This is a genomic window from Wenyingzhuangia fucanilytica (assembly GCF_001697185.1).
Classification (GTDB): Bacteria; Bacteroidota; Bacteroidia; order Flavobacteriales; family Flavobacteriaceae; genus Wenyingzhuangia; species Wenyingzhuangia fucanilytica.
Map to the genome: position 1 here is coordinate 746,720 of NZ_CP014224.1, position 24,466 is coordinate 771,185.

At 32.8% G+C, this 24,466-nt stretch carries 13 protein-coding genes; all 13 read left to right on the top strand.

Annotated features, from left to right (window positions below; all coding sequences use genetic code 11):
• Positions 1-6 precede the first annotated feature (6 nt).
• Positions 7-2,790, top strand: coding sequence for a heparinase II/III domain-containing protein (locus AXE80_RS03225; RefSeq protein WP_068824457.1), 2,784 nt, complete (start codon positions 7-9; stop codon positions 2,788-2,790).
• Between the two features lie 15 nt (positions 2,791-2,805).
• Complete coding sequence (locus AXE80_RS03230; RefSeq protein WP_068824458.1) at positions 2,806-5,172, top strand: PDZ domain-containing protein; 2,367 nt, start codon at positions 2,806-2,808, stop codon at positions 5,170-5,172.
• 27 nt (positions 5,173-5,199) lie between these two features.
• On the top strand, positions 5,200-6,564 hold the full coding sequence (locus AXE80_RS03235) for an alpha-L-fucosidase (protein ID WP_206208136.1): 1,365 nt from the start codon (positions 5,200-5,202) through the stop codon (positions 6,562-6,564).
• A gap of 99 nt (positions 6,565-6,663) precedes the next feature.
• Positions 6,664-7,605: a GDSL-type esterase/lipase family protein gene (locus AXE80_RS03240; RefSeq protein WP_083194517.1), complete on the top strand. Its 942-nt coding sequence runs from the start codon at positions 6,664-6,666 to the stop codon at positions 7,603-7,605.
• 172 nt (positions 7,606-7,777) lie between these two features.
• Positions 7,778-9,676 (top strand): heparinase II/III family protein, encoded by a 1,899-nt coding sequence (locus tag AXE80_RS03245; protein ID WP_206208137.1) that lies wholly within the window; start codon positions 7,778-7,780, stop codon positions 9,674-9,676.
• 51 nt (positions 9,677-9,727) lie between these two features.
• Positions 9,728-10,597, top strand: a complete 870-nt coding sequence (locus AXE80_RS03250; protein ID WP_068824459.1) for an alpha/beta hydrolase — start codon at positions 9,728-9,730, stop codon at positions 10,595-10,597.
• 250 nt (positions 10,598-10,847) lie between these two features.
• A complete protein-coding gene (locus tag AXE80_RS03255) occupies positions 10,848-12,260 on the top strand; it encodes a sulfatase family protein (RefSeq protein ID WP_083194520.1) in 1,413 nt (470 codons plus the stop codon).
• 83 nt (positions 12,261-12,343) lie between these two features.
• Positions 12,344-14,227, top strand: a complete 1,884-nt coding sequence (locus tag AXE80_RS03260; protein WP_068828626.1) for a glycoside hydrolase family 97 protein — start codon at positions 12,344-12,346, stop codon at positions 14,225-14,227.
• 28 nt (positions 14,228-14,255) lie between these two features.
• Complete coding sequence (locus AXE80_RS03265; RefSeq protein ID WP_206208138.1) at positions 14,256-15,827, top strand: sulfatase-like hydrolase/transferase; 1,572 nt, start codon at positions 14,256-14,258, stop codon at positions 15,825-15,827.
• Positions 15,828-15,848: 21 nt separating this feature from the next.
• The gene (locus AXE80_RS03270) at positions 15,849-18,263 is read left to right on the top strand and encodes a glycoside hydrolase family 95 protein (protein WP_068824461.1); all 2,415 of its coding nucleotides are present in this window, start codon (positions 15,849-15,851) and stop codon (positions 18,261-18,263) included.
• Between the two features lie 41 nt (positions 18,264-18,304).
• Positions 18,305-19,867: a sulfatase family protein gene (locus AXE80_RS03275; RefSeq protein ID WP_083194523.1), complete on the top strand. Its 1,563-nt coding sequence runs from the start codon at positions 18,305-18,307 to the stop codon at positions 19,865-19,867.
• 6 nt (positions 19,868-19,873) lie between these two features.
• Positions 19,874-21,979 (top strand): Sip1-related alpha-galactosidase, encoded by a 2,106-nt coding sequence (locus AXE80_RS03280; protein WP_068824463.1) that lies wholly within the window; start codon positions 19,874-19,876, stop codon positions 21,977-21,979.
• Positions 21,980-21,987: 8 nt separating this feature from the next.
• The gene (locus AXE80_RS03285) at positions 21,988-24,465 is read left to right on the top strand and encodes a glycoside hydrolase family 95 protein (protein WP_068824464.1); all 2,478 of its coding nucleotides are present in this window, start codon (positions 21,988-21,990) and stop codon (positions 24,463-24,465) included.
• The last annotated feature ends 1 nt before the right edge of the window (position 24,466 follow it).

Here is a 24,466-nt window from a genome sequence, read left to right on the forward strand (position 1 = left end):
CTAGACATGAAACAATTTGCAGTTGTATTTTTTATCAGTTTTTTATTGAGTCCTTTGTTATTGCAAGGGCAAGATTTAGCACATCCTAGAATTTATACTACGGATCAATCACGAGAAGATTTTTTAAAGAGTATTGAAGAAAATACTTGGAAAAAAAGTTTGGTGGATAAAAAGATAAAGAACTTAGAAAAGTATTTAGAGTATTGTGAAAACGATGCAACTTGGTTGGTGTCTAGACTTCAAATGAACTGGAAAACTAAGCACAGTAAAGTATTTTTAAAAGGAGGTAAGTTTGACCATTCTGAAGGAAAAGCTCCTGTGCCTACTGTTCGTTTCTCTGGAACTAGAGATTGGGATTCAGAATACAAACGTCCAAGTTTAGAAGAAGTAACTCCTTATTTTGATGATAAAAGAGGTTTGTTTTTAGAGCATAAAAACGGCAAAAAAGAATGGATTCATCCATCAAAAGCTGGTTTTGCTATCGAAAAGATCAATGAGCAAATTATGAGTTTGGTAGAAGATGCTGCTTTTTTATATTGGTTTACTGGTGATAAAAAGTATGCTGAATTCGCCAAGCCTGTTTTTGAAACTTATACCGAGGGGATGTATTACAGAGATGCTCCTATAGATCTTGAAAATGGAAATCAACAACGCATTTCTGGGTTGGCTACTTTTGAGGTAATTCACGAAAAAATATTAGGGAGTTTAGTGACTACTTATGATTTTTTATATGATTATTTTAAGAAAGAAAAAGTAAACATGGCTCATGCCGATGCTGTTTTTCAAAAATGGGGAGATCAAATTATCATCAATGGAATTCCAGATAATAACTGGAATTTGTTCCAAGCAAGGTATTTAACTTACGTAGCTTTGGTTTTAGATACCAACAGTGCTTATAAAAATGGAAAAGGACGTGAGTATTTTTTAGATCATACTTTTACAACTTCTACAGAAAGACAATTGGCTATAGAAGAATCTTTGTTGGTGTACGATCAACAAACGGGAATTTGGCCAGAAAGTGCTAGTTATTCCGTTCACGTTATTACTACTTTGTTAAACATTTATACGCTGTTAGATCAATTTACCAATAAAAACGAATTGGCTAATTATCCTATTATAGAAAAAGCTGCTTTGGCATCTTTTCAGTATTTATTTCCAAGTGGTTATTTAGTTGGGTTTGGAGATTCTAATCACAAACCTTTGCCAGCAGAAAATTTTGAATTGTTAATTTCAAATTATAGAAAGTATGGAAATACAAAAAAGGAGCAAACCATTGCTAGCCTGTTAAATCAAATGATAGAAAAAGGTGAGTACAAAAGAAAAGCAGATGATTTGTTTCAATTGTTTTTTTATGTGGATGAGCTAAATGTAAACAACAAAAAAGCAGATTTATCTACCTTAACATCTCCTACTTTTTACGCTCCAAACGTGAGTATGTTTAACCAAAGATTAGGAAAAGACAAAGATGCAGTCATGGTTTCTTTAGTAGGTTCTTATGGAAACCATTCCCATGTTAACGGAATTTCTATGGAATTATATGCAAATCAATATGTTTTAGGTCCAGATATGGGGAAAGGACCAAGTTATTGGCATACAGACCATAGAGATTATTATTCAAGATTCCCAGCACACAACACGGTGGTGGTTAATGGAAAATCAGATTACAATGCCATGAGAGGATATCATCCTTTTACTTTAGATAATTATTTTCCTAAAACAGAAACTACACCATTGTTTAATAAGTTGACTTATGGAAAAGTTTCTTTTGTAGAGCCAAAAACCAATGCCAATCAGCAAAGGTTTACAGCTATTGTAAAAGCAAAAGATGAGAAGAGTTACATCGTAGATGTTTTTAGGTCTAAAACCCATGATAAAGAAAAACAAAGACATGATTATTTCTATCATAATTTAGGTCAATCATTAGAAATTTTAGATAAGAATAATTCACCTCTAACTTTAGATGTTACCAAGGACTTTGGAAGTAAAGATGGAGATATTAAAGCGTATAATTATTTAAAAGATAAAAAGAAAATAAACACAACTAATGATGTTTGTGCTTTGTACACTTTATCATCGGAAAACCAGGTTGACAATTTGATGAAAATATGGATAAAAGGAAGTGAACATCAAAGTGTTTACACTGCTTTGGCTCCAAAAGCTAATGTGTTAACTAAAGGAACAGCACCTAAAGAAGTTTTAGATGATGAAATCAATACTTTAATAGTTAAGCGAGAAGGAGCAGCATGGAACAATCCTTTTGCAATGGTTTTTAATCCATATCTTAAAGGAGAAGACAAGCTAATTGAAAATGTGACGTATTCTTCTGTAAAAGAAAATCCAAGCACACAAATAATTACTGTTTTACACAGCGATAAAAACACAACAGACAACATTATTTTAAACGTATCAGAAAATGAGGTTGTGTCAACTAAAAATGTATATCAAAAAGGATTGACTTCTATTGTTAGAACAGAAAAAAATAGTGAGAACATGAAATATATGTTTCTTTCTGGAATGATTCAGTTTGAGCAGTATGGATGGACAGCTACTGCAGTGGGAACTCCTGTAACAATTTCTATAGAAAGCATAGAAAATGGTTTTGTGTTAGAAAATGATGGTCCTGTAGTGTTAAAAGTTCCTTTTTTAAATGGTAAGAAAACTGCTGAATTAAGAGTTTACGAAAACGGAAAAATAGTAGCCAAAAGAAATGGACAAATTAATAGATCTAATCCAAATCAGTTAGAGTTTAGATTACACAAAGCATATCAAAAAGCAGAAATTATATTTTAAAATTTATAAATAAAAATGAAGAAAACAATATTGTTTGCATTCTTTGCTGCTATTCTTTTTTCTTGTGCAACCACGTATCAAGATAAAGATGTAGCCTTATATGTTTCTAAAAAAGGAACATCAACCAATAAAGGAACTCAAGAAAAACCTTTTGCAAGTTTAAATGATGCTGTTAAAAAAGCAGCAGAAATTAAAAATAAAAATAAAGAAGCTTCTATTACAATTTATGTGCTACCTGGTAGTTACGAGTTAAAAGAAGCTATACAAATTCCTGCATCTTTAAGTGGTTTAACTATTAAAGGAACTAATGCTGATGAGGTAAGTATTAAAGGATCTGTTACTTTAAATCCATCATGGAAAAAATATAATGAAAATGTTTATGTAACTACTGTTGATGAAAATTTAGAATTTGATCAATTGGTGGTAGACAACAAAGCTCAAATTTTAGCACGTTATCCTAATTATGATGAAAGTGCACATTATTGGCAAGGATATGCAGCAGATGCGATTGCAAAAGAAAGACTAGCTACTTGGAAACAACCAGAAGGAGCATTTTTCCATGCTTTGCACAGAGGTAAATGGGGTGGATATCACTACGAGATTACTGGAGTAGATGCTAATGGAGAAGCTATTTTAAAAGGAGGACAACAAAATAACAGAGGCTCCTCTTATCATGAGGAATACCAAATGGTAGAAAATGTTTTTGAGGAGTTAGATAGTCCTGGAGAATGGTATTTAAATACATCAGAAAATAAATTATATTATTGGCCATCAAAAGAAGTGAATATTTCTAATGCTATTGTGGAGGCTTCAGTGTTAAAAGATTTAATTCAAGTAGAAGGAACTCTAGAAAATCCTGTTAAAAATGTAAGTATTAGCGGAATTACTTTTAAAAACACGCAACGTACTTTTATGGAGGAGTTTGAACCATTATTACGAAGTGATTGGACTATTTACAGAGGAGCAGTGTTGTTTTTTGAAGGAACAGAAAATTGTAGTGTTACCAATAGTGTGTTTACCAACCTGGGAGGTAATGTAATCATGGCAAGTAAGTACAATAAAGGATTGGTAATTAAAGGAAATCATATTTACAATTGTGGAGCAAGTGCAGTATCTTTTGTAGGAGATGCTTCTGCAGTACGTTCACCATCTTTTAACTATAGTAAATACGTAGCTGTAAAAGATATGGATACCGTTTCAGGACCTAAAAATGAATTATACCCTAGAGAGTGTTTGGTAGACAATAACTTAATTTATAGAATTGGTAGAGTAGAAAAACAAACTGCTGGAGTGCAAATTTCTATGGCCATGGATATTACGGTAAGTTATAACAGTATTTACGATGTGCCAAGAGCCGGAATTAATATTGGTGATGGAACTTGGGGAGGTCATATTTTAGAGTTTAACGATGTGTTTAATACGGTTTTAGAAACCAGCGATCACGGTTCTTTTAACTCATGGGGTAGAGATCGTTTTTGGCATCCAAAACGTGGTAAAATGGATGAAATTACTACAGAAATTCCTGATATGTATTTATGGGATGCTGTAAAAACAACCATTATTAGAAACAACCGTTTTCGTTGCGACCATGGTTGGGATATAGATTTAGATGATGGTTCATCAAATTATCATATCTACAATAACTTAATGTTAAATAGTGGATTAAAATTAAGAGAAGGTTTTGCTCGTGTGGCAGAAAACAACATTATGGTAAATAATTCTTTACATCCGCATGTATGGTTTGCCAATAGTAGAGATGTATTTAAACACAACATTGTAGGTAATACTTATCAGGATGTTGGGTTATTAGGATGGGGAAAAGAATTAGATTATAATTTATTTCCTAATGAGGCTGCAATGATGAAACCTCAAATTTATGGAAGAGATTTACATAGTGCCTTTGGAGATCCAATGTTTAAAGATCCTAAAAACTTAGATTTTAGTGTTAAAGAGAATTCTCCAGCATTAAAATTAGGTTTTAAAAACTTTCCTATGGATCAATTTGGAGTACAAAAAGAAGCTTTAAAGAAAATAGCTAAAACTCCAGAAGTTCCAGAAATTAGAGATGCTTCAGAAAGTAAAGGAAGTCCAGTAGTAGCTTGGTTACGTAATAACTTAAAAAGTGTAGAGTCAGAGCAAGAACAATCTGCTTACGGATTAAATACCCCAGAAGGAGTAATTGTATTAAGAATATGGAAACCAAGTCCAGCAGTACAAAATGGTGGAATTAAGCAAGGTGACGTGATTCTTAAAGCAGGAGGAAAAAAAGTAAAAACAGTAGAAGAATTTTTTAAAGTAAATGTAGAAAATACCAAAGATACTTTAGATATTGTAGTGATGAGAAATCAATCTGAAGTTCCTTTAACAATAAAAACCAAATAAATTTATAATCAATAAAACAATAACAAGATGAGTATTTTTAAAAAGACAACAATTGTTGCAATTGCCATGATGTTATGCGTGAGCAATGTTTTTTCTCAAAAAAAGGGAAAAAAGTTATCAGATGATGAGCGTATGGAGTGGTGGAGAGATTCTAAGTTTGGAATGTTTATCCACTGGGGAGCATATTCAATCATAGGAGGTGAACGTGGAACAAACATTGCCGGAGGTGGTGCAGAATGGGCTATGGATAAATTAGATTATACTATTGAAGACTATGAAAAGTTTCCAGAAATGTTTAACCCAGTATTGTTTGATGCTGATGCATGGGTAAAAATGGCTAAAGATGCTGGTATGAAGTATATTGTAATTACTTCTAAGCACCACGAAGGTTTTGCTTTATGGGATTCTAAAGTGTCAGATTATGACGTCATGGATAAATCTCCTTTTAAAAGAGATATCATTAAAGAATTGTCTAAGGCTTGTAAAAAACAAGGAATTAAATTTTGTTTTTACTACTCAATCGTAGACTGGCATCATCCACAAGCTCAAGGAAATTTATATCCTAACTACAACATTTCTCAACACGATGATCCGTCTGTAGTGAACCCTGAATTCCCTGAGTATTACGAAAACTACATGAAACCACAAGTTGGAGAATTGTTAAAGAACTACGGAGATGTTGGTGTAGTTTGGTTTGATGGAGATTGGATTTCTGACTATACTACAGAAATGGGTAAAGATTTATACAAGTACATTAGAGACATTCAACCAAATACTATTGTAAACAACAGAGTTGATAAAGGTAGAACTGGAATGGACGGAATGAACAACAAGCCAGGTCAGTTTGCAGGAGATTTTGGAACACCAGAGCAAGAAATTCCAGATACAGGAATTGATTCTGATTGGGAAGCATGTATGACTATGAATGGTTCTTGGGGGTACAAGCCATCTGATAATAAATGGAAAAGTAGTGAAGACTTAATTCAAAAGTTAGTTGATATTGTATCTAAAGGAGGAAACTTTTTGTTAAACATAGGACCTGATGGTTTTGGTAGATTCCCATCTGAAAGTATCCGTCGTTTAAAAGCAATGGGAGAGTGGACAGCAAAGAATGGAGAAGCTGTTTATGGAGCTAAAGCAAGTCCTTACGAAAAACCAAAATGGGGACGTTACACAACTAAAGATGGTGTGTTATATGCTCACGTTTTTGATTGGCCAAAAGATGGTTTATTAAAGTTAAACAAAGAGGTTAAGGTTAAAAAAGCAACAGTTTTAACAGATCCTAAAACAGAATTAACAACTTTAGCAACGTCAAGAGAAGTATTGGTAAACGTACCAATGTTAGCTCCAGATGCTACTGTTACTGTAATTAAAATTGAATTAGCAAAATAATTGTTAATTAGGTTTTTATCATATTTTAAAACAGGCAATCATCGTTTAAGGTGTTTGCCTGTTTTTGATTAGAGTTATGTATAAATAAAAAAGAATGATATGAAGATATTTTTAAAGGTAGTTTTTGGATTAATTATATTTTTAAATGCACAATTTGGTTTTTCTCAAACGGATACATATGCCAAACCAACATGGGGAACCTATACTGCAGAAGAAGGTTTTGTGTACGCACATATTTTAGAATGGCCAAAAGATGGAAAATTGGTGTTAGATAGGGCTATAAAACCTAGAGAAGCAAGATTGTTGTCAGATCCATCAAAAAAAATGAAGATGAAACTGGTAAATGATGAATTGATTGTTTTTTTACCTAAAAAAGCACCAAGTTCAGAGAAGTCTACCATTAAAATAAAATTGATTCCTAATGATGATTGGGCAAATTTTAAAAGATATAGAAAAGCAAATAAGGAATTAAAAACACCATCTGAAAAAGAAAATAGAGTGGTGTTTATGGGAAATTCTATTACTGACAAATGGGTAATGTTTCATCCTGAATTTTTCTTAGAAAATAACTTTGTAGGAAGAGGAATTAGCGGACAAACAACTTCTCAAATGTTATTGAGGTTTAAGCAAGATGTAATTAATTTACAGCCAAAAGCAGTTGTAATTCATGCCGGAACTAATGATATTGCAGGAAATACTGGACCTATTAGTGTTGAGCAAATAGCAGAAAATATTTTCTCCATGGCAGAGTTGGCAAACGCACACAATATTAAAGTGGTGTTGGCTTCTGTGTTGCCAGCTAGTAGTTATTCTTGGAGCCCTTCTATCAATCCAATAGAAAAAATTAGTCAGTTAAATAGCTTAATTAAAGAATATGCTGAAAAGAATAACCATGTTTATTTAGATTATTATTCGGCTATGGTGAATAGTGATAAAGGTTTAAAAAAGGAATTAGGGAGAGACACAGTACATCCTAACATAGATGGATATTATATGATGGAGCCTATGGTGAAAGAGGCTATTGATAAAGCTATTTATTAAAAGCGGTTTAAATTGGGTTTATGGTAATAATTATATATAAAATGCTATTTATTTATAAGTTATTATCAAAAAACCATAGATGATTTGTGTTTTTTATAATTAGCTTTATGAAATTAATAGATAATTGATAATGATAATAAACAATAAAGTGATTAAAAATAAAATACTGCTATTGATAATAGCAGTATTTTTTGCTGAAATTGTACAGGGACAAGAAAAACTTAATATTTCTGAATATTTAAAATTAAAAGAAAATAAGATTATTTCTCCGTCTGTAAAGCAAATAGAAATGCTAAAAAAGGTATTACCTAAACAGGCCTTCCAACCAGCTCCTAAAATTTCTGACAGAGTTTTTTGGAATAAAATTGCAGCAACAAAATCAGGAAAAGATTATTGGGAATTGGCTAATTCGTATATCTCAACAAAGCCAGAAGTTCCTATTTCTGATAGTATTTACCGTTTAGCAAATAAAGAAGGGAATAGAGGGATTTATAAACCAAGGTATTACCGTACCATGGAAAAGTTAGAGTATTTTATTTTGGCAGAATGCTTAGAAAATAAAGGGCGTTTTTTACCTCAAATTGAAAATTTTTCTAATGCTATTTTAAGTATGAAATCATGGTTACACCCAAACCATGATGATAATAAAAACACTGTGTTAGAAGGAAAGAGAATGCATATAGATTTAGGTGCTCGTAAGTTTGGATCTGTATTAGCATTGGCAAATTGTCTTTTAGAAAATAAACTTTCTAGTACTTTAAAAGAAGATATAAACTCAAATTTACAGAGAAGAATTATAGATTCTTATTTAACAAGTACAAAGGGATTAGACAGAAGCAATAGTTGGATAAAAAGTACCAGTAATTGGAATTCTGTTTGTACAAGCGGAGTTGTGTTAACTACTATTACTAATTCTAAAAATGATGAAGAACGATTGTTAACTATTGGAGCGGCTATTAATAGTATGGAATATTATTTAAGTGGTTTTGGTGATGATGGATATTGTTCCGAAGGATTAGGATATTGGGGATATGGATTTGGACATTATTTATATTTAGCTCAAATTTTATATGATTACACGGATGGAAATATCAATTTATTTGAGTTTAACTATCCAGAGAAATTAAAAAATGTAGGGAATTTTCCAGAAAATTTTGAAATACAAAATTTACGATGTGCACCTTTTGCAGATGGAGTTTCAAGAGTATCTAGCAAAGGAAGTAATTTTGCAAATGTATTGTCAGCCAAATATTTTGGAGCTATTAAACCAACAGAAATTAGAATGGAAGAAGCCGCAGAGCAATTAATTGCTTGGCAACATCCAAAAATGTTTGAAACGAATACAAATAATACATCATCTACATTACCAGATCACACCTACTTTAATGATTTTGGAATGGTGATTTCTAGGGGAAAACAAAAAATCCCTTTTTCTATAGCTGTTAAAGCGGGACATAATGCAGAAAATCACAATCATAGTGATGTTGGTACATATGTATTAGTTCTAGGTAAGGACGTGATGTCTGGTGATATTGGCGCACCATCATATACTGCTGGAGCTTTTTCTGAAAAGAATCCAGCACGTAGTTCATGGGGGCACCCAGTGCCTATGATTGATCATAAATTACAGTCAAACGGAAAAGAGTACAGGGGAATTATTACTAAAACTAATTTTAGTAAAGATGAAGATGATATAGAAATGGATTTAAAGCCAGCTTATGAAATATCAAATTTAGAAAGTCTCATAAGAACTGTAAAAAACAATAAGCTAGATAATGGTGTTATTACTATAAAAGATACTTTTTCTGCTAAAAAAAATATTGATTTTGGAATTGCTATGATGACTTTAAATGAATATAAAATAGTAGATGAAAATACAGTAGTCTTAACTTCTGAAAATCAAAAGATAAAAGCAGAAATTACCAGTAATGGTGGAGTAATAAAAATTTCCGATGAATTGGTTCCTGTTAAAAAGTTAAGAGAAGGTGCTCCTGCTTACCGAATAGGGGTTGATTTTGTAAAGCCTATAAAAAATGGAAGTATTACAGTAAAGTATACACTCATAAAGTAAAGGGACATATTTGATATACTTCTAAAAAATAAACACATAAAAAACAATACAATGAAATTAAAAAAATGGACCATAATTTTATCAATCATAGTATTTGGAACTGTTAATGCAGTTGCTCAAGATATTGTTCCTAGTAAAAAAATATTATACAAAGTAGTAAGTGGAGATAGTTTATACCTTCATGTTTTTGAGCCTAAAATATCTAAAAAACCAACATCAGCAATTGTGTTTTTTTTTGGAGGAGGATGGGTTGGAGGAAATCCAAACCAATTTTATCAACAAAGTGAATATTTAGCTTCTAGAGGAATGTTGGCCATATCTGCAGAGTATAGAATTAAAAAAACTCATGGAACATCACCTTTTGAATGTGTAGAAGATGGAAAATCAGCTATCAGATGGGTAAGGGTACATGCTAAAGAATTAAACATAAATCCAAATAAAATTGTTGCAGGAGGCGGTTCTGCAGGAGGACATATAGCTTTATGTACTGCTTTGGTTGATGGATTAGATAATTCAGATGAAGATGTAAGTATCAGTTCTATTCCTAATGCGGTAGTAGCATATAATCCAGTACTTGATACTACCAAAAAAGGATATGGATCGGAAAAAGTAATAGGTAGAGAAACAGAAATATCACCTTGCCATCAAGTAAAGAAAAACATGCCGCCAATGATAGTGTTTCATGGGACTAAAGATAAAACAGTACCTTATGAAAATGCTGTTAGGTTTAATTCTTTAATGAATAAAGCAGGGAATAAAAGTGAACTAGTTTCTTTTGAAGGGAAAGGACATGGTTTTTTTAATGGTAGTTTTTTTAGAAAAAGTAGCAATGATGTTGATTTTAATGCTACGATGTTTGATACAGATGTTTTTTTGAAAAAATTAGGCTTTCTTAAAGGGAAACCAACCATTAAAAAGTAATTAACCATCCGGACTGGACGATTACTATTAATCAACTTTAGAGAATAATAATGAATTATTTCTTAACACCTGATATCTAGTTGTTAAAATAGATATCAGGTGTTATTATGCAACATTTGAGCCTATCATTTGATAATTATGAGATATGTTTTTGGCTTAATTTTGAAAGGAACTACAATGATGAAAGCTAATTTTTAGATTTTTTAAGTTTAATGTTGTTATTAATAAATATATATAACCATACTAGGTAATGTTAAAAAAGCTTGTAGTAAAAGAGATTTTAATTAAAACTAAATTGTTTGCATTTACATTGGGTATATTCCCTTGTAGTAGCTATGCACATAATGAGCCTATAACACCTCCTAATTTTATTATCATTTTTACAGATGACCAAGGTTATGCAGATTTGGGATGTTTTGGAGGAGCGCATGTAAAAACCCCAAGAATAGATCAAATGGCTGCAGAAGGAGCAAAATTAACGAGCTTTTATGTTGCTGGTCCAATTTGTACGCCATCTCGTGCTGCTTTAATGACAGGTAGTTATCCTAAACGAGTGGGAATGGGAAAAAGAGTTTTGTTAGCGTCAGACGCTATTGGATTAAATCCTAAAGAAATTACCATTGCAGAGGTTTTAAAAAACGCTGACTATAAAACAGGAATGTTTGGAAAATGGCACTTGGGAGATCAACCAGAGTTTTCACCTACAAAACAAGGCTTTGACGAGTTTTTTGGATTGCCTTATAGTCATGATATTCATCCTTCACATCAAAATCAAAAGAAATTTAATTTTCCAGATTTACCCTTACTTGAAGGAGATAATGTGATAGAGATGAATCCTGATAGAGATTATTTAAACAAACGAATCACAGAACGAGCTATAGATTTTATTAAGAAAAATAAAGAAAATCCTTTTTTTCTATATGTGCCACATACCAGTCCTCATAGACCTTTATTAGCATCTCCACAATTTATGAAAGAAGCTCCCAAAGAGGTTCTTGAAGCTATAAAAAGTAAAAAAGGAATTGATAATAAAACTAGAGATAAAATATATCCACAAACTATTGCAGAAATAGACTGGTCTGTAGGCCAAATTTTAGATGCCTTAAAAAAATATGGAGTTGATGAAAATACTTTTGTGATTTTTACTTCGGATAATGGTCCAATGGTAGGAAGTGCCGCCCCTTTAAAAGGTAGAAAAGGGAGTACATATGAGGGAGGAATGCGCATGCCAACAGTAGTAAGGTGGCCAGGTAAAATTCCTGCAGGTACTATAAATAATGAATTGTTAACAGCCATGGATTTACTACCAACTTTTGCAAGTTTAGCAGGAGGGATAATTCCTAATGACAGAGTGATAGATGGAAAAGACATTTCGCTTGTGTTACAAGGTAAAAGTAAAAGTCCGCATAAGGCATTTTACTATTACAGCAAAGAAAGATTAGAAGCGGTTAGAGTAGGGCAATGGAAGTTGAGAATTTTAGGTAAATCATCTCCAGAGTTATATAATTTAGAAAGTGACATAAGTGAGGTTAATAATCTGATAAATCAATATCCAGATGTTGAACTAAAGCTTAGAAAGCTAGCTGTAGAATTTGACAAAAAATTAGAAAAAAATAGACGTCCACATGGCGTTGTTGAAAACCCTAAACCTTTAACAAAATAAAACCTTTTTAGGATTTATTACTGTAATACTCAATATTAAAATATTCTTAAATCAATATGAAAAATAAAACTTTATTAAAAAAAATGAGAAATCTATTCGCTGTAATTATTGCTATTGGACTGCTTAGTTGCTCAAGTGGAAATAAATTAGAACTAGCTTCTCCAAATGGATTATTAACAATAAAATTAAATAATTCAGAAAATAAACTAAAATATAATTTGGTTGAGAATGGAAGCGAAATTATTTCAAACTCTGAAATTTCAATTTTACAAAATGTAGCAGTTAAAGTTTTAGAAACCAAAATAAACCAAGTTAATAATACATGGGAAACAGTTTGGGGACAGTTTAGCGAAATAAAAAATAATTATAATGAGTTAGAAGTGTCTTTAGATTACGAAGGAACTCCTGCAACATTATATATAAGATCTTATAATTCTGGGGTAGCCTTTCGTTTTAAGTTAGATAAGTCAACAAAAGACTTAAAACCATCATACTATATCCAATACGGGTTATCTAGCAATGACCATATTTTTTCTCCTGCTGGAGAAGGACAACCTATTGGACCTTTGCTTATTGGTGACTTAGCTAGTACAGATTTAAAAAAGCACAAGCTTAAAATGCCATTGTTGGTAGAGAATCATCAAAATAAATATCTTTCCCTTTTAGAATCAGATTTAGTAAGTGCTCCTGGTTTTGGTGTGATGAAATTGTATTTTGATAAAGAAAGTAATGTATTGACCTCTAATAATAAATTTACCTCTACAGAAAACAATATACTAACTCCTTGGAGGTTAATTTTGGTAGAAAATCACATAGGAGATTTATTAACCAATACAGTGCCTTTAAACGTTGCTGCTGCTAATAAAATTGAAGATACTTCATGGATCAAACCTGGAAAAACTTTGTGGGATTGGAGAGTTCATGGTTACACGGCAAAAGATGGATTTACTTACGGAATTGACAATGAAAGTTATTACCGATTTATAGATTTTGCAGCAGAAAATGATATAGAATATTTTTTAATAGATGATGCTTGGTATACGCATGTAGAGCCAGGAAAAATGACCTTGTCAGAAAAATTAGATTTAGATAAAGTAATTGCTTATGCGAAAGAGAAAGATGTAGAGTTGCTACTTTATTACGATAGAAGACAAGGAGATTATGGTGATGATGCACTTTTTCCTTATTACAAATCTCTAAATATGAAAGGGATTAAATACGGATTTATGGGGACTAAAGTAGATTTTACTAGAGATGCTATTCGTAAAAGTGCAGAAAGTAATTTGTTGATAGATTTTCACGATGCTCCCGTTCCTTTTACAGGAGTTTCTAGAACGTATCCTAATGCTATTACTAGAGAATTTTGTCATGCACAACAGGACTCTAGACGTGCTTTTACTCCTAAAACATTTATTAGAATGGCATTGATTAATGCGCTTCAAGGTCCTTTAGATATGAACAATGGAATTTTTGATGTTACTGGCGTAAATGCAGGTAAAAGAGAAAAAGGACCAAGAAAATTAAATTCTTTAGAAACCACTTCTGTAGCAGAAGCAGCAAGAACTTTAATTGTTTTTAGTGGTTTGGTTTGTATTCCAGATGCTCCAGAAGCATATACTGAAAAATCTGATTTATTTGAATTTATAAAAGAAATGCCTGTAGGTAAATGGGATGAATCTAAAGTATTACATGCTAAAATGGATACATACATTTCTACGGCTAGAAGAAGTGGTGACCAATGGTTTATTGGTTCTGTACATGTAGAAGGTGGAACATTAGAAATTCCATTAGATTTTCTTGAAGAAGGAAAAACATATACGGTTACTTATTATGAAGATACTAAGGAAACTAATAGCAAAACAAATCCAGAAGCTTATCAAGTGAGAACATCTACTGTTAAAAAAGGAGATGTAATTAAAGCTAATATAGTTGCAGGTAGTGGTCATTGTATGTGGATTAGACCATAATAAAAAGCGGTGAAGAAGAATGAGAAATATGATGAATAAACTGTTTTTTACTGTTGCATTTTTGTTTGGTTATTTGGCAAACGCACAGCAAGAAAAACACCCCAATATTATTCTAATATATGCCGATGATTTAGGAAAAGGAGTCTTAAGTCATTATGGGCAAAAAATTATTAGCACGCCACATATAGACCAGTTAGCACAAGAGGGAATTACTTTTGAAAACGCATATTCAGGTATGGTATGTGCTCCCTCTAGAGCATCGTTAATTTCTGGATTAAGAGATTCGGATCCAACTAATTTTGAAATCACCAAAGCGGGTATTTATAAAAAAATAAGTGATGGAAAATACACCAATCAACAAATTCAACATAAAATAAATACAGCGTTAACACCACCCAATAAAAATGCTGTTTTTTTAGGAGAGGTAGCTCAAAAGCAAGGCTATGTAACAGGACAGTTTGGAAAGTTAGAGTGGGGGTTTGCAACATCTCACGAGCAAATGGTAAGACATGGTTGGGATGAATATTACGGATATTTAGATCATGTAAGAGCTCATGGTTTTTATCCTCCTTTTTTATTTAGAAATGGAGAGGTAGAATATATTGAAGGAAATACACATGCAGATTGTGGAAAAACAAAAGAGAAAGAAACACCTGAAAAATACAAAGAACGTTGGAATATGGATGGTAAAAGAGTGTACTCTCAGCACTTGTTTATGGATAATGTTTTAAACTTTATTAGTAAAAATAAAGACAATCCATTCTTTTTATATTTTCCTACACAATTGCCACATGGTCCTGTTTCGGTACCTGCAGTACATCCAGATTTTGCCAACAACAAGCAATTAACAACCATAGAAAAAGAATATGCTTCTATGGTAAAAATGTTAGATGACAATGTTGGACAAATAATGGCACATTTAAAAAACTTAGGGATTGATGAAAATACTTTGGTGATTTTTACATCTGATAATGGTCACGAAATTTATTATTCAAAAGAGGGAAGAGTATCTAAACCTTATAAAAATGTAAAAACAGGAGAACGTTTTGATGATTTAAAAGCTAAGTTTTATAGTGAGTTAGGAGGAGATGTTTTTGATGGTAACGGAGGTAGAGCCGGTTTAAAAAGAAGCAATTTACAAGGTGGAATCCAAACCCCTTTAATTGCTAGGTGGCCTAAAAAAATAGCCAAAGGACAACAGAGTAATTTATTAGTAGCCAATTATGATTTTGTAGCCACTATTGCAGATGTTACAGGGTACAATGGCAAAGTAAAAACAGATGGATTGTCATTCTATAAAGAGCTAATAGGAAAAGAAAATACAAAAGAACATGATTATGTGGTTTATGCATCTTTTATAGGCCCAACTATTATTACCAATGATGGATGGAAGTTAAGAACGCATTTGCCTAAAAATGCTTTTGAGTTGTTCTACTTACCAGATGATTATCGTGAAGAGAAAGATTTGTCTCAACAATATCCAGAAAAAGTAAAAGTGCTTAAAAAGGAAATGACAAAAGCTTGTGCTGGAGATTTAGAAAATGGAGTTTTTACGTTTGGAAAAAATTCTGTAGACGTAGAAAAATCATCAAAAAAATAAAATAGCTATAAAATTATAATAATGAAGATACACACATCATTTTTAAAATACGGAGGCTTATTTGCAATTGTTTTTTTATTACTCGTTTCTTGTCATCAAGAAACAGAAAAAGATGCTGCTAATTTAAAATTATGGTATCAACAACCAGCAAATGCAAGTAAAGAGTTAGCTTCTGTTATTGTTAACAGAAATAATCCAGAATGGCTAAAAGCTTTGCCTTTGGGGAATGGTGCTTTTGGAGCCATGGTTTATGGAGATGTAAATCAAGAACGCATTCAGTTAAACGAAGAAACCATGTGGTCTGGGAGTGTAGATGATAACGACAATCCTGAAGCGTTAAAAGCACAAGCAGAAATTAGAAAATTACTTTTTGAAGGGAAATATAAAGAAGCTACAGCCTTAACAAGACAAACCCAAGTTTGTAAAGGAGCGGGTACTGGGCACGGAAAAGGGGCTAATGTACCGTTTGGTTGTTTCCAAACCCTAGGAGATTTGTGGATTGATTTTGAAAAAGAAAGTGATTATCAAAACTATCATAGAGAGTTAGATTTAGAAGAAGCGGTTGTTAGAGTTCAATATACTCAAGATGGAGTTACTTATAAAAGAGAACATTTTGTAAGTCATCCAGATCAATTAATGGTGGTAAAATTAACGGCTGATAAGCCAGGAAGTATATCTTTTAAAGGAACATTAACCAGACCAGAATATTACCAAACAAAAGCAGAAAAAGATCAATTGGTTATGCAAGGAGCACTTTCTAATGGAAAAGGAGGAAAAGGTTTGGAGTATATGACCCGTTTGTCTGCCAAAAACAAAAATGGAACTTTAACATATAAGGATGATTATTTAGAAGTAGAAAATGCCGATGAGGTTATTCTTTATTTAACTGCATCTACCAATTATGTGTTGGATTATCCTAACTATAAAGGAAGAGATTATGTAACTATAACAGCAGAAAACCTTAAAAAAGGAAAAGAAAAATCTTATGAGGCTATTTTAGAAGCTCATACCAAAGAATATCAGAATTATTACAAAAGAGTAAGCCTTAAATTAACGTCAGATTTAGATACCATTCCTACAGATGTAAGGTTACAAAACTTTAAAAAAGAAAAAGGAAAATCAGATTTACATTTGGTGGAACAATTGTATCAATATGGTAGGTATTTATTGATTTCATCATCTAGACCAGGAACCATGCCTGCTAATTTACAAGGAATATGGGCAAATCAATTGCAAACTCCTTGGAATGGAGATTACCATACAGATGTAAATGTACAAATGAATTATTGGTTGGCAGAAGTAGCCAATTTAGGAGAAATGCATTTGCCTTTGTTTGATTTAATGGAATCGTTACAAGAGCCTGGAGCAAAAACCGCTAAAATTCATTACAATGCTAAAGGTTGGGTGGTTCATCCGGTGACCAATGTTTGGGGATTTACATCGCCTGGAGAAAAATCAGATTGGGGAATGCACGTAGGAGCTGGAGCTTGGTTAACTACGCATATTATGGAGCATTATTACTTTACGTTGGATAAAGAATTTTTAAAGAATGAATTTCCGGTATTAAAAGGAGCTACAGAATTTTATATGGATTGGTTAATTCCAGACCCTAAAACAGGGAAGTTAATTTCTGGTCCAACGGTGTCTCCAGAAAATAAATTTAGAGCTCCTGACGGTAGTGTTAGTAAAATATGTATGGCTCCTGCTCACGATCAACAAGTAATTTGGCAGTTGTTTCAAAACTATATTGATGCTGCGAATGCTTTAGATAAAAACGATGCATTTTTAAATAGTGTAAAACAAGCTCAAGCACAGTTACAAGGTCCTAAAATAGGAAGTGACGGACGTTTGTTAGAGTGGAATGAGGAGTTTGAAGAAATTGAAAAAGGACACAGACATATTTCTCATTTATATGCACTACACCCAGGTTTCCAGATAGATGTTGATGAAACGCCTGAGTGGGCTACAGCAGCAAGAAAATCTTTAGATTATAGAATTCAACATGGTGGTGGTGCTACAGGTTGGAGCTCAGCTTGGTTAATAAATCAGTATGCTCGTTTAGGTGATGGCGATCTTGCAGAAAAGAGTTTAAAGACACTGTTATCAAAAAGAATTAGTCACAATTTATTTGGTCAACATCCACCTTTTCAAATAGATGCCAATTTTGGAGCTACAGCTGGAATTTCAGAAATGTTAATACAAAGTCATACCGGAGAAATTAGATTATTGCCTGCTTTACCGAGCAATTGGAAAAATGGTGAAGTAAAAGGATTGTGTACCAAAGGTGGTTTTGTGGTAGACATTAAATGGCAAGATGGGAATTTAGTATCGGCAAAAATCCATGCAAAACAAGGAGGAGAGGCTAAGGTAAAGTACAAAGACAAAACAATTAGTATACATACAAAACCAGGAGAAAATATTGAGTTTCCACTATAAAAAATAGTTCCTGAATACATAATAAAATTAAAAATAGTAAAATGATATCACAAAGATTTAAACGATACTCAATAGCATTGTTGTTACTTACGGTAACACCAAATGTATTTGCACAAAATAAAAATCAGTCCCCAAACATCATTTATATTCTTGCAGATGATTTAGGTTACGGAGATGTTAAAACGTTTAATCCTAACGGAAAAATTCCCACTCCAAATATGGATAAAATGGCAGCAAATGGAATTAAATTTACAGATGCTCATACTTCATCAGCTGTTTGTACACCTACGCGCTACGGAATTTTAACAGGTCGTTACAATTGGAGAACCCCTTTAAAACAAAGTGTGTTAAGTGGGTACTCTAAATCTTTAATTAAAAAAGAGCGTACCACTGTGGCTGATGTATTAAAAAGTAAAGGATACAACACTGCTTATATAGGAAAATGGCATTTAGGTTGGGATTGGAAACTTGTAGATGAAAACGAAAAAATTAGTGATAAATATGATGCTAAAGCTAAAGTTGATTTCTCCAAGCCTATTCAAAATGGACCATCCACTCACGGATTTGATTATTCTTTTGGTTTTTGTGGTTCTTTAGACATGCCTCCTTATGTGTTTGTAGAAAATGATATGCCAACCATGGTACCTACCAAAACCACTGTAAATATGGATAGTAAAGGGTTTTGGAGAAAAGGATTGACTTCTGATGATTTTGATCATACCAATTTGTTACAGGATTTAACAGATAGAGCTGTAAGTTATATTAGTAACCAAGCTAAAGAAAAAGAACCTTTCTTTTTATATTTTCCATTGCCTGCACCACATACTCCTATTTTACCAACTACAGAATTTTTAGGAAAAAGTAATACCAATATGTATGGGGATTTTGTAATGCAAGTGGATGATGTACTAAGGCAAGTAAGAACTGTTTTAAAAGAGCAAGGAATTGCAGAAAACACTTTGGTGGTGTTTACTAGTGATAATGGATGTTCTCCTAGAGCAAATTTTGAAGAGTTACAAAAAGTAAAGCACAATCCTAGTTATAAGTTTAGAGGCTCTAAGGCTGATATATACGAAGGAGGACACAGAGTTCCGTTTATAGTAGAGTGGCCAGCAAAAGGATTAAAAAATGCAATATCAGACAAAACCATTTGTACTACAGACTTTTTAGCAACTTGTGCAGATATTACAGGTTATAAATTACAAGATGCAGAAGGGGTTGATAGTTACAGTATGTTACCTCTAATTACAGGTGAAAAGAATGATGATATTCGTGAATACACAGTTCATCATTCTATAGATGGTTCTTTTGCCATTAGAAAAGGAGATTGGAAATTGAGTGTTTGTAAAGGTTCTGGTGGATGGTCTTATCCAAAGTTAAGCGATATTAAAAAAGAAAAATTAGACTTGCCAGATATGCAGTTGTACCATCTTAAAAAGGATATTGGAGAAACTACAAATGTAATTGCTGAGCATCCAAAAGTGGCAGCAGAATTAAAAGCAGCTCTTAAAAAAATCATTTTAGACGGTAGAAGTACTAAAGGAAAAAAACAAGAAAATGATGGAATGGAAGGATGGAAACAAATTCAACCAATTATAAATTAAACAACTATGCGTAATTATTTAAAACTAGGTGTTTCTTTTTTGTTGGTAATGTTAGTAGTTGCTTGTAGTTACAGTCCATCAGAAAAAGAAGTAAAGGATTATGAAAACATCCCAGAAACCATAAACTTAAATCAATTAAATACCACCAAAGGTATTTTACGATTAAATAAGCAAGAAGTTACTCCAAATGCAGAGGGTATTATTGCCGAAATAAAACTAGAATTACCCAAGTTTAAAAAAGGAATTTACTACCGTCCATTTTCAGAAAAACTAGCTGCAGGAAATAGGGTAGAACCACTTTGGTTTGATGATATCTCAGAATTAAACAATTACAAACATCAAAAACCAAGAATGGACAGTCATGTAAATCTTGGGGCATTTATGATGTTGCAACAAGAAAATGGCGAGTACTTGGCTCTGTTGCCATTAACATCAAACCGCATAGGGAATACGTTTAGTGTACACAATAACAATATGTATATCACCATGGCAACTTATGGTACAGCAACAGAAAATGTATCTGTTCCTTTTGTAAGTTATGCACAATCTAAAAATCCTTACGAAGCAGCAAGACAAGTTTGGGAGTTGGCTATGCAAATGGATGAAATTAAGGAAAATATCAACTGGAGAGAACAAAAAGAATATCCAGAAGCTTATAACTATTTAGGGTGGTGTTCTTGGGAACATTACAAGCATAAAATAAACGAAGAAATTATTTTAAAAGCAGCTAAGGATATTAAAACAAGTTCCATTCCTTTTAGATGGATGTTAATAGACGATGGATATTTAGATCATAAACAAAATGCTTTATTGTCTTTTGGAGTAGATAAGAAAAAGTTTCCTAACGGATGGGAACCTATTATGGCTCAAAAAGATGAGAAAATAAAATGGTTTGGAATCTGGAGACATTTTAACGGTTATTTTGGAGGGGTTTCTTTAAACCATCACATGCCACAATTACAAGATTATTTGATAGAGAGAAATCCAAGAGGGAAAAGGAAATTTTACATGCCTAAAATTTCAGAAGAAGCAGCCAATGCTTTTTACCATGAAATGACAGAGCATACTAAAAAAAGTGGTTTTGATATTATTAAAGTAGATTTTCAATCGGATAATTTCCGTAACAATACAGGAGCTAGCAATGCTATTTTAGGAGTACATTATAACAATACTGCTCTAGAAGAAAATACCAAAAGCAAAGGTTTAATGTTTTTAAACTGTATTGCTCAACAAAGTTTTAATGTATTTAATCACAGATACAGTGCTTTAATAAGAGGGAGTGTAGATTACAAAACTACAAAAGATCGTTTAGACGTTACCTTAGTACAAAACTTTGCCAATGCCTTTTGGTTAGGGCACACGCATTGGTTAGATCAAGATATGTTTTTTGCCAATTTTAAAGAAACAGCTCAATTAATGGCAGTAGCAAGAGCAATGTCTGGAGGGCCTATTTACTTGTCTGATGAACCTGAAAACATTGATGACACGGTGTTAAAACCATTAACATATAAAGATGGTCGTATTGTGGGAACGTTAGCACCAGCAGTGCCTTTGCCAGAAAGTTTAATGCAAGATCCTTATGCTGATGACAAAGCGTTTAAAGTAATTGCTCCTTTACAAAACAAAACCGCAGCTATTATGGCTGTTAATTTAAACCAGAATGATAAAGAGGTTACTACACAAGTTTCTTTAAAAGATTATGCTTTTGCTGGAGGAATGATTCAGCCTTATAAGGGCTTATGGCAAACACCAAAAGAAGGAGTTTTGTTGTACGATTATTATAACAAAACCGCACAAGTTTTAAAAGACGATTATTCATTTACGTTGGCATCAAGAAAAGAACGTTTGCTATTGTTAAATCCTATTAAAGAAGGATGGGCAGTAATTGGTAGACCCGATAAATATTTATCTGGAGCTACGTATGAATTGTTAAATGTTGATGAACAATATGTAAACATAAAAATGATAGAAGATGGTTCGTTGTTATTATGGACTAACGGAAAAATACCAACTTCAGAAAACTTTGAATTTACAGACTTAGGAAATGGATTGTGGCAAGGGAATTTAATCAACCCTGTGGATAGCAAAGAATATATTATTTCTAAAAAGTAATAAAATATATGAAGTTTATTATCTCCTTATTAATACTGATTTTTTCAAGTTTACAAGCTCATGCTCAGTTTACTTTAACATATAACGAGCCTGCAAGTCCGTTTACCCAAGAACAAAGAAATAATTACAACAAAAACGGGTATATACAAGAAGCATTACCGCTTGGAAATGGAAGGTTAGGAGCCATGTTTTCTGGAGGAATTGCACAAGAGCATATCATGATGAATGAAATTACCTTGTGGATGAACAGCAAACGAGGGTTAGATTCAGTTGCGCAATCTGGAACAAGAATAGGAGCTCATAAAAATTTTCATAAAGTAAGAAAAACATACCAAGAGGAACATTATGGTACAGGAGAAAATAGTATGGAGGCTACGGCCACTAAATATTTAAGTACCCAACAACCCTTAGGAAATTATGCACCGTTTGCAGATGTGTACGTGTCAACAGGTCATCAAACCAAAGATATTAGTCATTACAATCGTTCTTTAGATATTCATAAAGGTGTGGGAACGGTTCATTACAATATTGGAAAATCGGAATACACTAGAACGTATTTTTCTAGTCATCCACATGATGTAGTAGTTGCTCGTTATACGGCTAAAAAAGCTACAATGAATCTTACCATTCATACAAGTTCTTTACATAAAATTACCCATGTACAAGCAAAAGGACAGAGAATTGTATTGCAAGGAGAAGCTGCTATGGAGAAAGATCCTGTGCAGTTTATGCAAAGCATTTTTGTAGATGCTGGAAAAGCAGAAATCATAGCGCAACAAGATGGTTCTTTAAAGATTAAAAACGCCACGGATGTTAAAATTTATGTAGCAGCTTATACAGATTACCTTCCTGTTTATCCAACATTTAAACGACGTGATTATATAGCAGATACTGAAAAAACATTAAAAAAAGCGGTTGAGGTAGGGTATCAAGAACTTAAAGAAATGCATCAAAATGATGTTTCAGCATTGATGGATCAATGTCAATTGAACTTAAATTACCAACCTTCTGGTGTTACTACAGATCAACTAATTGCTCAAGGTTCAAGCATTGAGTTGGAAAACCTTTATTTTAATTATGCTCGTTATTTACAAGTAAGTTCATCGCGTACAGCATCGGTACCTTCAAATTTACAAGGTTTGTGGAATGGTCATTTAAAACCTGCTTGGAATGCCGATTATCATACAGATATTAATTTGGCTATGAACTATTGGATGGTAGAGACTGCCAACTTGCCTAATTCTTTTAATCCTTACGTGTCTTATTTAAAAACGATTGCTGAGTCTGGTAAACATACTGCCAAAGAATCTTTTGGCATAGAAAAAGGTTGGAGTATGGGACTTAATGGAAATGTATTTGGATTTACAGCACCCAATGTACATGGTAGAAGAATGCAACAATCTGGAGCTTGGTTGTGCCAGAATTTATTTGAACATTATGCTTTTAGTAAAGACAAAAAATATTTAGAAGAAATTTATCCCATTTTAAAAGGAGCAGCAGAGTTTTATGTAGCGTTTTTAGCTCCATGGAAAGATGGTTCTTTAGTAATATATCCAACTTGGTCTCCAGAAAATGCCTATTTGGTAAAAGAGTTTGGAAAGTTAAACAAACAAGCTTATGGAGCTTCTTTTGAACAACAATTGGTGTTGAATTTATTTACAGATTATATAGAGGCTTCTGTGGTTTTAAATAGAGATAAAGCCTTTAGAAAAACCGTACAAGAAACCATTCCTAAACTTTGTCCTCAAAAAATAGGACAGTATGGTCAGGTACAAGAATGGCCAGAAGATTGGGACAATCCTACAGATCATCATAGACATATTTCTCATTTAATAGCCTTACACCCAGGACGAGATTTTTCACCATTAACAACTCCAGAACTATCAAATGCTGCCTTGGTAACCATGAAACATAGAGGAGATATTTCTACAGGTTGGAGTACGGCTTGGAAAACTAATTTTTGGGCAAGACTACATAATGGTGATAAAGCATATCAATTTTATCAGTTTTTAACCGCTAAAAGAACTTATGCTAATTTGTTCGATTTTCATCCTCCTTTTCAAATTGATGGAAACTTTGGGGGAACTGCTGGCGTATGCGAGATGCTATTGCAAAGTCACCTAAGAAGTGTTAATAATAAAGCTGATAATATTCAAGAAGCAGCATTTGTGGCTTATCAAAATACATCAGAAAACAAGAAACATTTTGTTCCTGTAGCTCCTAAAGAATCTATAGCAAATGCTCCTTATATACTACACTTGTTGCCAGCTTTACCATCGGCTTGGTCTAAAGGAAGTGTTAAAGGGTTAAGAGCTCGTGGAGGTTTAGAGGTAGATATAACATGGGATCACGGAGTGTTGGTAAACGCTATCATTTACGCTAAAACCAACAGTGTGTTTAGAGTTTTTCATCAAGGAAAATTAAGTTCAGTTATTTCATTAAAAGAAGGTGTTTCAATTCAATGGAATAGTAACAGCAAAAAATAAG